General features: G+C 62.4%; 12 protein-coding genes and 1 tRNA gene. 6 read left to right on the forward strand and 7 right to left on the reverse strand.

Going from position 1 to position 14445, the window contains the following annotated elements; genetic code table 11:
* Window positions 1-5 precede the first annotated feature (5 nt).
* A complete protein-coding gene (locus BCA01S_RS08225; protein WP_042318242.1) occupies window positions 6-569 on the reverse strand; it encodes an SCO family protein in 564 nt (187 codons plus the stop codon).
* Window positions 570-1070: 501 nt separating this feature from the next.
* Between BCA01S_RS08225 and otsB the strand changes: the two genes are divergently transcribed.
* On the forward strand, window positions 1071-1820 hold the full coding sequence (gene otsB, locus BCA01S_RS08230; RefSeq protein ID WP_027776507.1) for a trehalose-phosphatase: 750 nt from the start codon (window positions 1071-1073) through the stop codon (window positions 1818-1820).
* A gap of 82 nt (window positions 1821-1902) precedes the next feature.
* Window positions 1903-3363 (forward strand): alpha,alpha-trehalose-phosphate synthase (UDP-forming), encoded by a 1461-nt coding sequence (otsA, locus tag BCA01S_RS08235; RefSeq protein WP_027776508.1) that lies wholly within the window; start codon window positions 1903-1905, stop codon window positions 3361-3363.
* A 100-nt stretch (window positions 3364-3463) separates the two neighbouring features.
* Here otsA and BCA01S_RS08240 read toward each other — a convergent pair whose 3' ends face one another.
* A complete protein-coding gene (locus BCA01S_RS08240) occupies window positions 3464-5335 on the reverse strand; it encodes an ABC transporter ATP-binding protein (protein WP_174447021.1) in 1872 nt (623 codons plus the stop codon).
* A 670-nt stretch (window positions 5336-6005) separates the two neighbouring features.
* Here BCA01S_RS08240 and BCA01S_RS08245 point away from each other — a divergent pair.
* From BCA01S_RS08245 to BCA01S_RS08255, 3 genes are all read left to right on the forward strand, one after another.
* Window positions 6006-7070 carry a glycosyltransferase family 4 protein gene (locus BCA01S_RS08245; RefSeq protein WP_020069419.1) on the forward strand — a complete coding sequence of 355 codons (1065 nt, stop codon included), beginning with the start codon at window positions 6006-6008 and terminating at the stop codon, window positions 7068-7070.
* A gap of 255 nt (window positions 7071-7325) precedes the next feature.
* Window positions 7326-8180: a hypothetical protein gene (locus BCA01S_RS08250; RefSeq protein WP_027776510.1), complete on the forward strand. Its 855-nt coding sequence runs from the start codon at window positions 7326-7328 to the stop codon at window positions 8178-8180.
* A 151-nt stretch (window positions 8181-8331) separates the two neighbouring features.
* Window positions 8332-8796 carry a DUF2214 family protein gene (locus tag BCA01S_RS08255; RefSeq protein WP_027776511.1) on the forward strand — a complete coding sequence of 155 codons (465 nt, stop codon included), beginning with the start codon at window positions 8332-8334 and terminating at the stop codon, window positions 8794-8796.
* Between the two features lie 73 nt (window positions 8797-8869).
* Here BCA01S_RS08255 and BCA01S_RS08260 read toward each other — a convergent pair whose 3' ends face one another.
* The 5 genes from BCA01S_RS08260 to BCA01S_RS08280 form a co-directional block, all read right to left on the reverse strand.
* A complete protein-coding gene (locus BCA01S_RS08260) occupies window positions 8870-10747 on the reverse strand; it encodes an ABC transporter ATP-binding protein (protein ID WP_027776512.1) in 1878 nt (625 codons plus the stop codon).
* A gap of 504 nt (window positions 10748-11251) precedes the next feature.
* Window positions 11252-11326 (reverse strand) — tRNA-Val (locus BCA01S_RS08265).
* 48 nt (window positions 11327-11374) lie between these two features.
* A complete protein-coding gene (gene dnaQ / locus BCA01S_RS08270) occupies window positions 11375-12109 on the reverse strand; it encodes a DNA polymerase III subunit epsilon (protein WP_020069424.1) in 735 nt (244 codons plus the stop codon).
* Between the two features lie 80 nt (window positions 12110-12189).
* Window positions 12190-12636 carry a ribonuclease HI gene (gene rnhA / locus BCA01S_RS08275; protein WP_006051973.1) on the reverse strand — a complete coding sequence of 149 codons (447 nt, stop codon included), beginning with the start codon at window positions 12634-12636 and terminating at the stop codon, window positions 12190-12192.
* Window positions 12633-13547: a class I SAM-dependent methyltransferase gene (locus tag BCA01S_RS08280; protein WP_027776513.1), complete on the reverse strand. Its 915-nt coding sequence runs from the start codon at window positions 13545-13547 to the stop codon at window positions 12633-12635. The genes rnhA and BCA01S_RS08280 overlap by 4 nt, the downstream gene beginning before the upstream one ends.
* A gap of 19 nt (window positions 13548-13566) precedes the next feature.
* Here BCA01S_RS08280 and gloB point away from each other — a divergent pair, with 19 nt between their 5' ends.
* Window positions 13567-14358, forward strand: coding sequence for a hydroxyacylglutathione hydrolase (gloB, locus tag BCA01S_RS08285; RefSeq protein WP_027776514.1), 792 nt, complete (start codon window positions 13567-13569; stop codon window positions 14356-14358).
* Window positions 14359-14445: the final 87 nt, after the last annotated feature.

Here is a 14445-nt window from a genome sequence, read left to right on the forward strand (position 1 = left end):
TTGAGTCAGGAGCGTTGATCGACGATGCGGCGCAAGTCCTGCGCGATCGCATCTGGAGTGTCGTGGTCGGTGGCGAGCAGGCGTGCGCGGCCTTGCGCGTCGAACATGTAGACGGCGGAACTATGAGTGACTTCGTAATTGCCGTTCGGGTCGCGCTTTTCCGTCTGATACGCAACCCTGTAGCGCTTGGCGAGCGATTCGATCTGCCAGTCGCTGCCCGTCAGTCCCTCGGCATGCTTCGAATCGAATGCGCCGACGTAATCGTGCAGAGCTTTCGGCGTGTCGCGCGCCGGATCGACGGTGATGAACAGGATGCGCACCTTCTGCGCGTCGGGGCCGAGCTTTTCCAGCACCTGCATCAGCCGCCCCATGGTTTCGGGACAGACGTCCGGGCAATGCGTGTAGCCGAAATAGACGAGCGAGGCGCGCCCCTTGAACGAATCGCCGCTGACCGGACGCCCGTCGTCTCCTGTCAGCGTGAAGTCGAGGTCGGGCAAATGGCCCGTCACGTTCGTCAGATGCCACGGCTCCGCGCGGCTCGTGCAGCCGGCAAGCGCGATCATGGCCATGAGCGCGCCGGCTGTGATCGTCGAGCGGAACCGGCGCGCTCGGCTCTCGCGAGGCCGCGACCCCGGGCGCGCTTGCAAGCGTTGCAGTGAGATGTTCGGGAACAAAGCAGGTATCAATGACTCGATTGAAGAGCGGGGCATTGCGCACGCTTTCGCGTGCGCGCGCCCAAACTTGTGCCGGCGAGCGGTTCGCGATAGTGGACGAAAATCGTCGTAACGCCAAAGTCCCGTTTGGCTGCGACTGTATCGCAAAATGACGGAAGGCGTCGCTCATCGCCCACGGGCAGAGCGTTTGCGAGGCAATATGACGCACATGGCTGAAAGCCCGTTGAAGTCCGATCGTTTCCGTTTTGAACGGAATGCCAGCGAACGGGGCGCGACCTCGCTGCCGTGCTGCTCCGTCCGGCTTGCGGCCCGGCTCTCTTTCTCGAAAAATTGATGGATGCGCGGTAAGATGCGCACACTTTTCCGGCTGCGAAAGGCCGAAAGGCAAAATACCCGATGCAACCACTTCCGGCTTTCCTGTCTCGTGGCGAGACCGCATTTTTCTTCGATTTCGACGGCACGCTCGTCGAACTCGCGCCCACGCCGGACGGCGTGCAGGTGCAACCTCGCGTCATCGAGCTCCTTGCCGAATTGCGACGCTTGACCAATGGAGCGGTCGCTGTGGTGTCCGGGCGCGGCATCGACAGTATCGACGCTTTTCTCGGCATGCCCGACCTGCCGATTGCGGGTCTGCATGGCGCCGAGCGGCGCGACGCGAACGGCGACACGCAACGCATCGGCTTTCACGACGAACGCCTTCTGCGTATGGAGCAGGTTTTGGCCGAGGTGGTCAATGCCAACCCTGGCATGCTGCTCGAGATCAAGGGCGCCGCGCTCGCGCTGCATTACCGCAATGCGCCGGATCGCGAGCAGGCGGCGCGCGAGGCGACCGAGCGGCTGGTCGGCGATTATCCGAACTCGTACGTGTTGCAGCCGGGCAAGATGGTCTATGAAATCAAACCGAAGGACGTCGACAAAGGCCGCGCCATGCGCGCGTTTCTCGACGAGCCGCCGTTCGTCGGACGCAAGCCGGTTTTTGCCGGCGACGACCTGACCGACGAGAAGGGCTTCGCCGTCGTCAACGAGCGCGACGGACTGTCGATCAAGGTCGGCGCGGGCGAGACGATCGCGCAAACGCGCGTCGAATCCGTTTCCGCGCTGCTCGACTGGCTCGAGACGGTCGTTGCGGCGGCGCGCGCAGGATGACCGGCGCGGTGTGCGGCGCAGGACGTTTACAACGCACACGACATAGTGCGACAACAAGGCATTACATCGGGGACAGCGTTTCATGAGCCGACTGATTATCGTTTCGAACCGGGTTGCGCCGATCTCGGAGGGCGGTCCGGCGGCGGGCGGTCTGGCGGTCGGCGTGTACGACGCGCTCAAGGAGACCGGCGGCATGTGGTTCGGCTGGAGCGGCGACGTGCTGAGTTCCGGCCAGCCGCAGATCAAGGTCGAAGAGCGCGGCCCCGTGACTTTTGCGACCATCGCGCTGATGCGCCGTGACTACGACCAGTACTATCGCGGCTTCTCGAACGCGACGCTGTGGCCGGCCTTTCACTACCGCGCCGACCTGCTGCAGTATGACCGGCATGACTTCGAGGGTTATTGCCGCGTGAACGCGTGGCTTGCGCAGCAACTCGTGCCGCTGCTACGTGAAGACGACGTTATCTGGGTCCACGACTATCACCTGATTCCGTTTGCCGAGGCGCTACGCGCGGCGGGCGTGAAGAATCGCATCGGCTTTTTCCTGCACATTCCGTTTCCCGCTTCGCAGGTGCTGCTGGCTGTACCGCCACATCGCGAACTGGTACAAGCGTTGTGTTCGTTCGATCTGCTCGGTTTCCAGACTGCCCCTGACCTGCGTGCTTTCTGCGATTACATCGTCAACGAGGCGAACGGCACAGTCGACGCCTCGGCCGCCGGGCCGCTCGCAGTTCATGCGTTTGGCCGCACGTTGCGTGCAGCTGCTTATCCGATCGGCGTGTATCCGGACGAGATCGCCGAACTCGCCAAGGCGGGTGAGCGCGGCAAGCCGGTGCGCACCATGAAGGCTACGCTGCATTCGCGCAAGCTGATCATGAGCGTGGACCGTCTCGATTATTCGAAGGGGCTGGTCGAGCGTTTCCGTGCGTTCGAGCGTCTGCTGGAACACGCCACCGCGCAACGCAACAAGGTGTCTTTCCTGCAGATCGCGCCGCCGACACGCGCCGACATGCACGCCTATCAGGACATCCGTCTGCAGCTGGAAGGGGAGTCGGGCCGCATCAATGGACGTTTCGCGGAGCTGGACTGGACGCCGATCCTGTACATCCATAAGCAATACGAACGCTCGGTACTCGCCGCGCTCTTTCGCACCGCGCATGTTGGCTATGTCACGCCGCTGCGCGACGGCATGAATCTGGTCGCCAAAGAGTACGTGTCGGCGCAGGACCCGGAGAATCCGGGCGTGCTTGTGTTGTCACGTTTCGCAGGCGCGGCGCAGGAACTGGACGGTGCGCTGATCGTCAATCCGGTGGATATCGACGGCATGGCCGATGCGCTCGCCAGAGCGCTCGACATGCCGCTCGCGGAGCGCCAGGCGCGTCATCGCGACATGATGGCGCAGTTGCGGGAGAACAATGTCTCGGTCTGGCGCGACAACTTCATGCGTGACTTGCAGAGCGCCAGTGGTGCAACCCGCACCAGGAGCGGGCGGGCGCGTACCGCTTCGGGGAAGAAGACCGCGCGCGAGGTTCTCGCGAGCTAGCTACAGTGGAGCCGGTTCTGATCGGGAAAACCGAAAAAAAAGCCGCTTGAAAAAGCGGCTTTTTTTTTGACTAAACGCGTTCCTGACTATGGCGCGCGGCTCAGATAACGTGCTGTTCGTCGACTTTCTTTCCGCCCACATGGAGGGTAGCGCCCTTGCCGTATTGCTTCGACAGCAGGTCGCGATACAGCCCGGGACGCACGCGCAACTCTTCGGGACTGCCGTCGTCGATCACCTTGCCGGCGCTCATCACGATAATGCGGTCGAAGTTGTTGAGCGTTGACAGGCGGTGGGCAATGGCGATCACCGTGCGGCCTACCATCAGCCGGTCGAGCGCCTTCTGGATCGCTTCTTCGGATGCGCTGTCGAGCGCAGACGTGGCTTCGTCGAGCAGCAGGATCGGCGCATTCTTCAGGATCGCGCGTGCAATGGCGATCCGCTGACGCTGTCCGCCTGACAGCTTCACGCCGCGGTCGCCGACGATCGTATCGAAGCCTTCTGGCATGGCTTCGATAAAGTCGGTGCAGCGGGCCTCGCGCGCCGCAGCCAGCACTTCTTCGCGGCTCGCTTCGGGGCGGCCATACGCAATGTTCTCGTACACCGTGCGATGGAACAGCGAAATGTCTTGCGGCACGAGCGCGATCGCATGGCGGAGGCTGTCCTGCGTGATCGTGTTGATGTCCTGACCGTCGATTTTGATCGAGCCGCCTTGCGTTTCGTAGAAGCGCTGCAGCAAGGCGAGCACGGTCGACTTGCCCGCGCCCGACTTGCCGATCAGCCCGACCCGCTGGCCCGGCTCGATATGCAGGTCGAAATGATCGAGAATCGGCCGGCGGCGCGGATAGGCGAACGTCACGCTTTCGAAGTCGACCCGACCGCCCTGCGGCACGAGCTCGGTCGCGCCGTCGCGGTCGGGCATGCCATGCGGCTCGAGCAAGGTGCGCACGGCTTCCGCGAGACGGGCCACGTGCTGCGTAACGTCCACCAGCGCGACTGCGAGATCGCGCGTGCCATGCAGAATAGTGAAGCCGAGCGAGCTGACGAGCACGATGTCGCCCGAAGTCGCTTTGCCTTGATCCCACAGCACGAGCGCCCAGCCTAGCAGGCCGGCCGACAGCAGCGCGGTGATCACCGCGTGCAGCAGACGCAGCTTTTCCAGATAAAGCAGGCTTTGCTGACGCGCGTCCATCTCGGCCTTGACCGTCGCACCGAAGCGCTGCTGTTCGCGAAACGTCATGCCGAAGGCGCGCACGAGACCCATGTTGCTGATGACGTCCACGAGCTCGCCGTCGACCGAGGCCGCCTTGGTCGCGAAATGGTGGTGGCGCGCGGAGCCGCGGCCGGCAAGCTTGTACAGCACGACCGACAGAATGGCGGAGCACAGCATCAGGCCGCCGGCCATCAGCGGGTTCACCACGATGATCATGAAGATCGCGCCGAGCACGGCGATGCACGGCGGCAGCACGTTCCAGGCGGTAGTGTTCTCGGCGGTGTAGACCGCATTCGACGTCGCGGTGATCCGGCTTGCCAGCATGCCGGGCTGCTTCTCCGAGTAGTAGGTCGGCGAGTGCCCGCTCAGGTACTGGAACAGGTCGCGCCGCAAGTCGCCGGTCACGGCGACAAAAGTGTGGGCGGCGACCCAGCCGCCGACGCGCCACAGCAGATTGTCAGCGGCGATCAGCCCGACCAGGATCGCAAAAGCGCCCCACAGCGGCCCCGGATGATGCCGGCCAGCGGCGAGCACATCGATGAGATGCTTGATCGCATATTGCGAAGCGAGCGCACAGCCCACGGCCGCTATCACGCTGCACAACACGGTCGCATGAGCGAGCGGATGGCGGCGGATAAAGCGGAAAAGGAACGCAAGGGGCCGGTGCGCATAGCTCGCGAGCTTGGCGTTCTGGGCGTTGCGCTGGGCGATGGTCAAATGTTCCAATTGATCGTGAGGTTGATGAGGTTCGGGGGTGTGCATGCAAAGCGTGGGCCACGCGAAAAGGTTCGCGGCGAAGCCAATGCTTCGCATTGTAAACATGCAAAAGCGATTGCGCCCTGCGTAACCGGGCTTTTGGCGCGATAGATGTCGCCATGGACGTCCGCGACCTACTTCTTGCTCGACTCACTGCAGCGGCAGTGGTTCACGCGGTCGGGGAATGTTTTCGAGATATAATTACAAATTGCATTCAGCCGGCACTCTGCATTCTCTTCAACGGGTACCGGCAAGATTGATGCGAGAACTTACAGGATCCCGCGCGCGAACCAGGGACAGCCGCAGGTGACGGCCAGTCGCTACTGTAGAACTGTCTTGCAAAACAAGGGTTTGCAAAGTGTATCCCCCTTGTAACAACGTAAAGACTTTGAAATGTTGTGGTGCAGCGTGAAGCGCGGCATCGATAATGCATGCGCTCCATGCCCGGCGCGGAATTTTCTGACAGTTTGTCAACGTCCGTGGTGTTGGTGCGTTTACCGCACAGGCATGAACGGTGATCACCGTTCGGGCTCTCTAACCTGAAGCGATCTATCGCAGGATTTCTCGAAAGAATAAGGCCCGCGCCGGTATGTCCAGCCCGGCTGACCTGGCGAGCAAGCGAGTCGCTTTTACCAAACGCAGTACTTTGCCGGTTTTTTACGAGGAGTTCTTCATTATGCGAATCGCACAAATCGCTCCGTTGCACGAGGCGGTTCCTCCCAAGCTGTACGGTGGTACGGAACGTGTGGTGTCCTATCTGACCGAAGCACTGGTCGAGCAGGGCCACGACGTCACCCTCTTTGCGAGCGGCGATTCGCAAACCTCGGCCAAGCTCGAAGCGTTCTGGCCGCAGGCACTGCGCCTCGACCCTACCATTCGCGACGTGATGGCGCCGCACATGCTGCTGCTCGAGGAAGTGCGCCGCCGCGCGGACGAATTCGATGTGCTGCATTTTCACATCGACTATTACCCGTTTTCGCTGTTCGCACGCCAGCCCGTGCCGTTCGTGACCACGCTGCACGGCCGTCTCGACCTGCCGGAATTGCAGCCGATCTTCAACACGTTCAAGGACGTGCCGGTCGTGTCGATCTCGGACAACCAGCGCATTCCGCTGCCGCAGGCTCACTGGCTGCAAACCGTTTATCACGGCCTGCCGGAAAATCTGCTCACGCCGATCAAGGACGTGAAGCCGAGCTATCTCGCGTTCCTCGGCCGCATTTCGCCGGAAAAGCGTCTGGACCGTGCGATCCGCATCGCCGAGCAGGTCGGCATGCCGATCAAGGTCGCGGCCAAGCTAGACAAGGCCGACCGTGCGTACTACGACGAAGTCATCAAGCCGCTCATGGCGCTGCCGCATGTCGAATATATCGGCGAGATCAGCGAAGCGGAAAAGACGGAGTTCCTCGGCAACGCACACGCGCTGCTGTTCCCGATCGACTGGCCGGAGCCCTTTGGTCTGGTGATGATCGAGGCAATGGCCTGCGGTACGCCGGTGATCGCGTTCAATCGCGGCTCGGTGCCGGAAGTGATCGAAAACGGCGTGTCGGGCTTTGTCGTCGAGGACGAAATCAGCGCTGTCGCAGCGGTCAAGCGTCTGCATACGCTGCCGCGCGAAACGGTGCGCAAGGCGTTCGAAGCACGCTTCTCGTCGAAGGTCATGGCCCAGAACTACGTCGCCACGTACGAAGAGCTGCTGCGTCGGAAGCACCGTACCGTGCTGCGTGAAGTCAACGCGAACTAACTGAGCCGGGCCGGGTAGTTTCGGTCCGAGAACGGGCTTGCTAAGAGGAGCGTCTTCTACGCGCCTCGCCAGCGCCCGGCAACGCCCCGCGTGCAAGCCGCTCGCGGGGCGTTGTTGCATACACGCCGCGTTTTTCGCGTTCCGCGATGCAAAGTGAGCGGTTCAGGCACGCCGCGGCGAGCCGGTCTTCGTAATATCCCTATAATGGCCGTGCCGCGAAATTGGCTGCGGCGCCGCCGACGACAGGAGGATGCCTTGGCGAGAACGAAAGAGACGCGTGCGAATGCCGCGCCCGGCGCCGGAACGATTTTCGCGTTACGCGCTATCGGTCTCGTGCTTCTCGCCCGCTGGCTGTTTTCCATGTCGGAGATGGATCTGACCGCGTCGCTGTCGGCCATGGCCTCCTCGCCGTGGGCGTGCATCAACCTGGTCTTCCTGTTCCTGCTCATTTTTCTTCCTGGCGCACGCGCGGTCGCAGAGCGGCCTTTTCATCCGCTGCCGCAATGGCTGCGGCAAGCGCTGCGGCTATTCGCATTCCTGGGATTTCTGTTCGCGGTGTGGTCGGTCAGCGCCTTTGCGGTAAGCGCCGGCTGGCGCCGTACCGCGCAAGCCGTAGCGGCGACCAACGGCTGGCTGTTGGCGGCGCCCGCGCTGTATGCGGCCGTTCTGTGGATCTGCCGTCCGCGCGCGCTGTGGCGCACCAACATTGCTGCGCGCCGCTTTGCGATCGGCCGCTATGCCGTCTCGCTCGATCCGCTTACGCGCACAGTCAGCGTATGGGCCGAGCGTCGCAAGGTGGGGCAGTACGACGCGCGCGAACTCTCCGTGCGCTGGGCGGACGTGGCAGGCACGCGCTCTGCGACGGCGCCCACGCCGGTCATCGCGCTCCACGTCGCCGGCGATACTGGCGTCGGCGTTACGTCGTCAGGCTCGAGCGGCGCTCCGTCGCTTGCCCGAGCCGCGTTTGGCCGACGTCCGAAAATCGAGTTGCTGTGGGATTCGCCCGCGGCGGCCGGCCACAACCGGCAAACCGTCTTTCGCGCGGCCCTGACGACCGAAGGGGATCGCGTCGCCGCACGCGCGCTCGACAGCACGTTGCGGCAAGTCTGAAGCAGAGGTTTTGTGCAGTCGGTCACATGCAGTGACGGTTGCGCGCGTTGTAAAGTAAGCCGTGGTCGATAATGAAGCAACGATGCCGCCCGTACTGACGGCGGGCGAGTGAAACAACAATCGATGTGCCGTGTCGTTTGCAGGAGTCGCTATGCTGGTTCGCTGGTTGCTTGCCGCTCTTCATCTGCTCGCTTATGGCTTCGCGCTTGCGTCGATTCTGCGGCGCACGTGGGCGCTGCGTCGTGCCGCGGTGCCAGCGGCGCTCCGCTCGGTGTTTCGGGCCGATACACGCTGGGGCCTCTCCGCACTCGTGTTGATCGTCACCGGCTTGATGCGCGTTTTCGGCACCTATGAGAAGGGCGCCGATTACTATCTCCACGAGCCGCTCTTTCACGTCAAGATGACGCTGCTCGTGATAATCATCGTGCTGGAAGTTCCGTCGATGCTCGCATTAATGCGCTGGCGCGCATCGATACGAAAAGGCGCTGCGCCGGAGCTGCAAAACGCACGCCGCTATGCGCATTTGAGCGTGATTCAGACTGTGTTGCTCGTGTTAATGGTCTTCGCGGCAACCGGCATGGCGCGCGGCATCGGTTTGCCCGCGGGCGCGGTGTAACGATAGCGGCGCGCCGGCGGAAAGTGCCTTGTACAAAGGCCTATTCCGCAGGACGCGCCGCATCTTTCCCTTTTCAGTCATTAACCAGCAGGCTTGAATCGTCCACCGCGTGGCTGCGCGCGCGGGGACGTTCGTGCGATGCCGGCGTTTCATTCAAGCCCTTGATCAGCTCCAGCGCCTGACGCTCGAACAGACGCCGGTAGAGTCCATTCTCGAGTCGGATCAGCGTCTCGTGACTGCCTTCTTCGATTACCTTGCCCTTGTCGAGCACGAGCAAGCGGTCAAGCGCGCGCACGGTCGAAAGGCGGTGTGCCACGACGAGCGTCGTGCGGCCTTGCATCAGCCGCTCCATCGCCTGCTGGATCAGCACTTCGCTTTCGCTGTCGAGGCTCGAAGTGGCTTCGTCCAGAATCAGGATGGGTGCGTCCGCCAGAAACGCACGTGCAATCGCAACGCGTTGGCGCTCGCCCCCCGAGAGCTTGATGCCGCGCTCGCCGACCAGTGTGTCGTAAGCGTTGGGCAGCGCGCTGATGAAGTCGTGAGCGTTCGCGAGTCGCGCGGCGTGTTCGATCTCAGCGCGGCTCGCGTCCGGACGTGCATACGCGATGTTTTCCGCGAGCGAACGGTGAAACAGCACCGGCTCCTGCTGCACGATAGCAATCTGACTGCGCAACGACGTCTGCCTGACTTGCGCGATGTCCTGACCGTCGATCGTGATGCGACCTTCGGACACGTCGTAAAGACGCTGAATCAACTTGATGAAGGTCGTCTTTCCGGACCCCGAATGGCCGACCAGCCCGACGCGTTCTCCGGGCGCAATGCGCACGGAGAAGTCGCGATAAAGCGGCGTGGCGTCCGCGCCATAATGAAACGTCACATGCTCGAAGCGGATCTCGCCTTTGCCGATGGAGATCGGACCGGCGGCCGGGCGATCTTCGATGCCAAGCGGCTGGCGCTCCAGCGAGACGAGTTCTTCCATGTCGTTGACCGAGCGTTGCAAGTTGCGGATGTGCATGCCGACCTCGCGCAGATAACCTTGCAGCATGAAGAACATCGTCAACGCAAAAGTGATGTCGCCGACGCTCGCCTCACCGCGCAACCACAGTAGCAGCGCGGCGCCGAGAATCGCGGTCTGAATTGCCACCAGCATCGCGCCTTGCACTCCGCCGTTGATCGTGCCGCGAATCCACGTGCGGCGCGTGCGGTTGCGCCACTTGCCGATCACACGCGCAAGTAGCAACTCCTCGCGCTCCTCGGCTCCGAAAGCCTTGACCACACCGTTGCAGCTGACCGCGTCCGCGAGCGCGCCGCCCATGCGCGTGTCCCACGCGTTGGCGAGGCGCGCGGCCGGCGCCACGAAGCCGAGCGACAGCGCGACAGTCACCGCGATATAGAGCAGCGAGCCTACGCCGACCACCGCGCCCATCATCGGCCAACGCCAGCCGAGCAGCAACGTCGCGCCCACGAGCATGATCAGCGACGGGAACAGCGCGATCAGCAGCGTGTCGTTGAGCAGATCGAGCGCCCACATTCCACGCGTGATCTTGCGCACCGTGGAGCCGGCAAAGCTGTTGGCATGCCAGTCGGTCGAGAAGCGTTGCACGCGATGGAATGCGTTCGCGGCGATCTCACTCATCATCTTCAACGTCAGTTTGATGATGTTGAAATACATGGCTTGCCGAAGCAAAGTGGCGCCCAGTCCCAGCGCCGCCAGAACGCAAAAGGCCGTGATGGCTGCGTGCCACGCGCTCGCACGTGCGGCCGGGCCGGACGCGATGGCGTCGACAAGGTGGCCGGCGAACATCGGCGTGAGCACGTCCGCCACGGCGGAGAGCATGACAAGCGCAGAAATGACGACAATGCGCCACAGCTGTTGAGCCCAGTGCCGGAAGGTGAAGCCGAGGACATCCTTGAACGCTTGCCCGCGAAAGTCGAGTTTTTTTCTGGTCATTTGCGACAACCCGTTCGCGCATGGCGCACCGGGGTTCCAGTCAGAAGCGAGATGGAGAGACAGTCGAAGCGCGCCGCTTCACGGCAATGAAACTGCTGGCAATAAGCCTGCGGACTTGGCTGCGAACTATCTGGGATTGCGCGGAGCGCCTTTTCAGGCCGACTTGCGCGGTCGACGAGTCAACGTCGTGGGACCATGTCAGGGATGGCCATATGCACTGCGAACATGTGACGCCTCCCTGTAGTCAATGAGGTGGAGAAAGTAGACGGGGCGAATGCCCGAAAGCCGACTATATCAGCACTGTTTTGCCGCCGCAATCGACGAGGTTTCGTTGTTGACTCGCACGCACACCGTGGTGCCGACGACAGATATCGACATGCAAGCAGCGAGAAATACAATGACGAGGCAAACGGGAAGTGACGAAACGGAAATCACAAAACGGAAAAGGGCTTACACATTGCTGCGTAAGCCCTTTTTTCTTCGGTGATCGACACACCAAAATTCTGGTGGGTAGTACTGGGATCGAACCAGTGACCCCTGCCGTGTGAAGGCAGTGCTCTACCGCTGAGCTAACCACCCGAAGAGATCGAAATTATGCCGGGGATTTGCAAGCTCGTCCAGCACTTTTTAAGCAGCTTGCTCATCCGATACGGGCACGGGTTCGAGACGCCACACGCTCGTGCCTTTGATCGCTTTGTCGAGGCCATCCAGAACCGCCTGGTGTGCGGCGAGTTCTTCGTCGCTCGCGGCAATCACGACGAGGTCCAGCGAGTCGATGGCCACGCGCGGCGCATGCGCTTCGCCGCTGCCGTGCGATTCGCCAAGCATGTCGATGACAAGGCTTTCCTGGCCGCGTGTCATCGCCAGATAAACCTCGGCCAGCAGTTCCGAGTCGAGCAGGGCGCCGTGCAGCGTGCGGTGTGCATTGCTGATGCCGAAGCGGTCGCACAAAGCGTCGAGTGAATTGCGCTTGCCGGGGAACATCTGCTTCGCGCGCGCGAGCGTGTCGATGATCTCGCCGCAATAGGTGCTGACGGGCGGTAGCCCGAGCAACGCGAATTCGGCGTCCAGGAACCCGATGTCGAACGGCGCGTTGTGAATGATCAGGTCCGCGTCCTGAATGAAGTCACGAAACTGGTCGGCGATCTCGGCGAACTTCGGCTTGTCGCTCAGGAACTCGGTAGTCAGCCCGTGAACCGCCAGTGCGCCCGGATCACTGTCGCGCTCGGGGTTGATATAGAAGTGCAGATTGTTGCCAGTGAGGCGCCGGTTCACCAGCTCGACGCAACCCAGTTCGAGGATGCGGTCGCCGGTCCGGGCATTCAGGCCGGTTGTTTCAGTATCGAGGATAAGTTGACGCATGTTGAGTTAGCTTTGCCTCAGAAATTGCAGCCGAAAAAATAAGCGGGGAGAACGTAATGGCGCAGCCTGGCGGCCAACGGTCACAATTCCGCGAGCGACGCGACGCCACGATTGGCGAGCTGATCCGCGCGTTCGTTTTCGGGGTGCCCATTATGCCCGCGCACCCAGCGCCATTCGATCTCATGTTGCGCGACGAGCGCGTCGAGCCGCTTCCACAAATCGGCGTTTTTCACCGGTTGCTTTGCAGCGGTGACCCAGCCTTTCTTTTTCCAGCCGTGAATCCACTCGCTAATGCCTTTCTGCACATACTGGGAGTCGGTGTGCACAACGGCTTTGCACGGACGCTTCAGCGCTTCGAGCGCGGATATCACGCCCATCAGCTCCATGCGATTGTTGGTGGTATTCGCTTCGCCGCCAAACAGCTCTTTTTCCTGATCGCCGAAGCGCAGCAGGGCGCCCCAGCCGCCCGGGCCGGGGTTGCCCTTGCAGGCGCCGTCGGTATAAATGTCGATGATGTTTGCTGTCATTGAGTATGGTTGCGTGTGTTCGGTGTGGCGACGGGCGCGAGGCCCGCGGCGAGAACGGGCTTTTTCACCTTGAGTGGTCCGACGAGGCGCATGCCGCGCACGCGCTTGATCGCCTTGATCATGTAGGTAGCGCCGAAGATCGGCCACCAGCGGTCGCCGGCGGCTTCCATGAAGCCGTACCGGGAGAGCCACTGATCGCTGTCGAGCGGCGGACGATAGCAGCCGAAGCGCCCGCGTTCAAGGTCGAAACCGAGCAGCTTGATCCAGTCTTTCAGACGCGTGAAGGCGATCAGATCGACAGCGGCGGGCACGAACGGCCGGCCCGTCATCTTGCCGACCGATTGCCGCGCGCCCCACAACGAAAGCGAGTTGAAGCCGAGAATGATCAGCTGCCCTTCCGGCATCAGCACGCGCTCCGCTTCGCGCAGCAGGCGGTGCGGATCGCTCGTGAATTCGAGCGTGTGCGGCATCACGATCAGATCGACGCTCTGGGCTTCGAACGGTAAATCCAGCAGGTCGCACCAGACCGCGCTGCGTCCGGCGGGCGAGGGCAGCGGTACCGGCGCTGGGCCGCTGCGCGTGGGGCCGTTGCCCGGGGCGCTTCTCAAACCGTCTCTCAAACCGTCTATGGAGCCGTCTCGCAAGGCGTCCATCGAGCCACCGGCAAGTGCCTGAGCGCGCGGGAAACTATAAGGTGCACTCGCACCGCTCGCGGCGTCGAGCACGAGCCCGCGACAGGGCATGCGGTTTTCGCGCAACGCGTCGAGCTGCGGCAGGCCGAGTTGCAGCGCGTGGTAGCCGAAAACGTCCGACACCACTCGATCGAGTTGCGTCTGTTCCCATTCCAGCACGTAGCGGCCGGGCGGCGAATCCGTCCAGGCGGGCCAGTCTATAATCGCTCGGTCAGTCATATCAAAGAATGCGTCGCCTATGAATGCGCTCGAGTACGTACCGGTCCCGGCGTTTGAAGACAATTACATCTGGGTCGTTTCCGACGGATACCATGCGGTAGTCGTCGATCCGGGTGAAGCCGCTCCCGTTCGCGCCTATCTGGCGAGGCGCGGTTGGCGACTGAGCGCTATTTTACTCACGCACCATCATCAAGACCATGTCGGCGGGGTAGCCGATCTGCTGAATGGCCAGGCCGTTCCCGTCTACGGGCCCGCTGGCGAAGCGATCGGGCATCTCACACACCGTCTGAAACATGGCGATCGCGTGACGATCGCCGCACCCGCGCTCGACTTGAGCGTACTCGAGGTCCCGGGCCATACGAGTGGCCACATCGCTTATTTCCAGGCGGCGGACCCGGGCGGCACGCCGCATGTATTCTGCGGCGACACGCTGTTCGCCTGCGGGTGCGGGCGGCTCTTCGAAGGCACGCCCAGCCAGATGCTCGCATCGCTCGACTCGCTCGCGGCGTTGCCCGGACCGACCGAAGTGCACTGCGCGCACGAGTACACGCTGTCCAACATCCGCTTCGCGCTCGCTTGCGATCCGGACAACGACGAACTGCTTGCCTGGCGCGACAAGGCGAGCGATCTGCGGGCTCGCAACGTGCCCACGCTGCCGACCACGATCGCCCACGAGCGGGCCGTGAATCCGTTCCTGCGTGCCGACAACGCTGCCATTCAGACGACCTTGCGGGAGCAACTGCACGCCGACGTACCCGACCGGCTGGCGTCGTTTACATTGATGCGCGAGTGGAAAAACCGCTTCCGGTGACCGGGTTCCTGTTGGGGGCTTCCTCAAGCGAAGAATCGGAAGAATTCGCCAAGCCCTAGATTTGCTTGATATTTTGGTCAATTTCCG

It is taken from the genome of Paraburkholderia caledonica NBRC 102488 (assembly GCF_000685095.1).
In the GTDB taxonomy this organism is placed as follows: domain Bacteria; phylum Pseudomonadota; class Gammaproteobacteria; order Burkholderiales; family Burkholderiaceae; genus Paraburkholderia; species Paraburkholderia caledonica.

Bases quoted from the DNA above. Each gene is read 5' to 3' on its own strand.
- BCA01S_RS08225 (WP_042318242.1), bottom strand. From the start codon at position 569: ATGGCCATGATCGCGCTTGCCGGCTGCACGAGCCGCGCGGAGCCGTGG.
- otsB (WP_027776507.1), top strand. From the start codon at position 1,071: ATGCAACCACTTCCGGCTTTCCTGTCTCGTGGCGAGACCGCATTTTTC.
- otsA (WP_027776508.1), top strand. From the start codon at position 1,903: ATGAGCCGACTGATTATCGTTTCGAACCGGGTTGCGCCGATCTCGGAG.
- BCA01S_RS08240 (WP_174447021.1), bottom strand. From the start codon at position 5,335: ATGCACACCCCCGAACCTCATCAACCTCACGATCAATTGGAACATTTG.
- BCA01S_RS08245 (WP_020069419.1), top strand. From the start codon at position 6,006: ATGCGAATCGCACAAATCGCTCCGTTGCACGAGGCGGTTCCTCCCAAG.
- BCA01S_RS08255 (WP_027776511.1), top strand. From the start codon at position 8,332: ATGCTGGTTCGCTGGTTGCTTGCCGCTCTTCATCTGCTCGCTTATGGC.
- BCA01S_RS08260 (WP_027776512.1), bottom strand. From the start codon at position 10,747: ATGACCAGAAAAAAACTCGACTTTCGCGGGCAAGCGTTCAAGGATGTC.
- dnaQ (WP_020069424.1), bottom strand. From the start codon at position 12,109: ATGCGTCAACTTATCCTCGATACTGAAACAACCGGCCTGAATGCCCGG.
- rnhA (WP_006051973.1), bottom strand. From the start codon at position 12,636: ATGACAGCAAACATCATCGACATTTATACCGACGGCGCCTGCAAGGGC.
- BCA01S_RS08280 (WP_027776513.1), bottom strand. From the start codon at position 13,547: ATGACTGACCGAGCGATTATAGACTGGCCCGCCTGGACGGATTCGCCG.
- gloB (WP_027776514.1), top strand. From the start codon at position 13,567: ATGAATGCGCTCGAGTACGTACCGGTCCCGGCGTTTGAAGACAATTAC.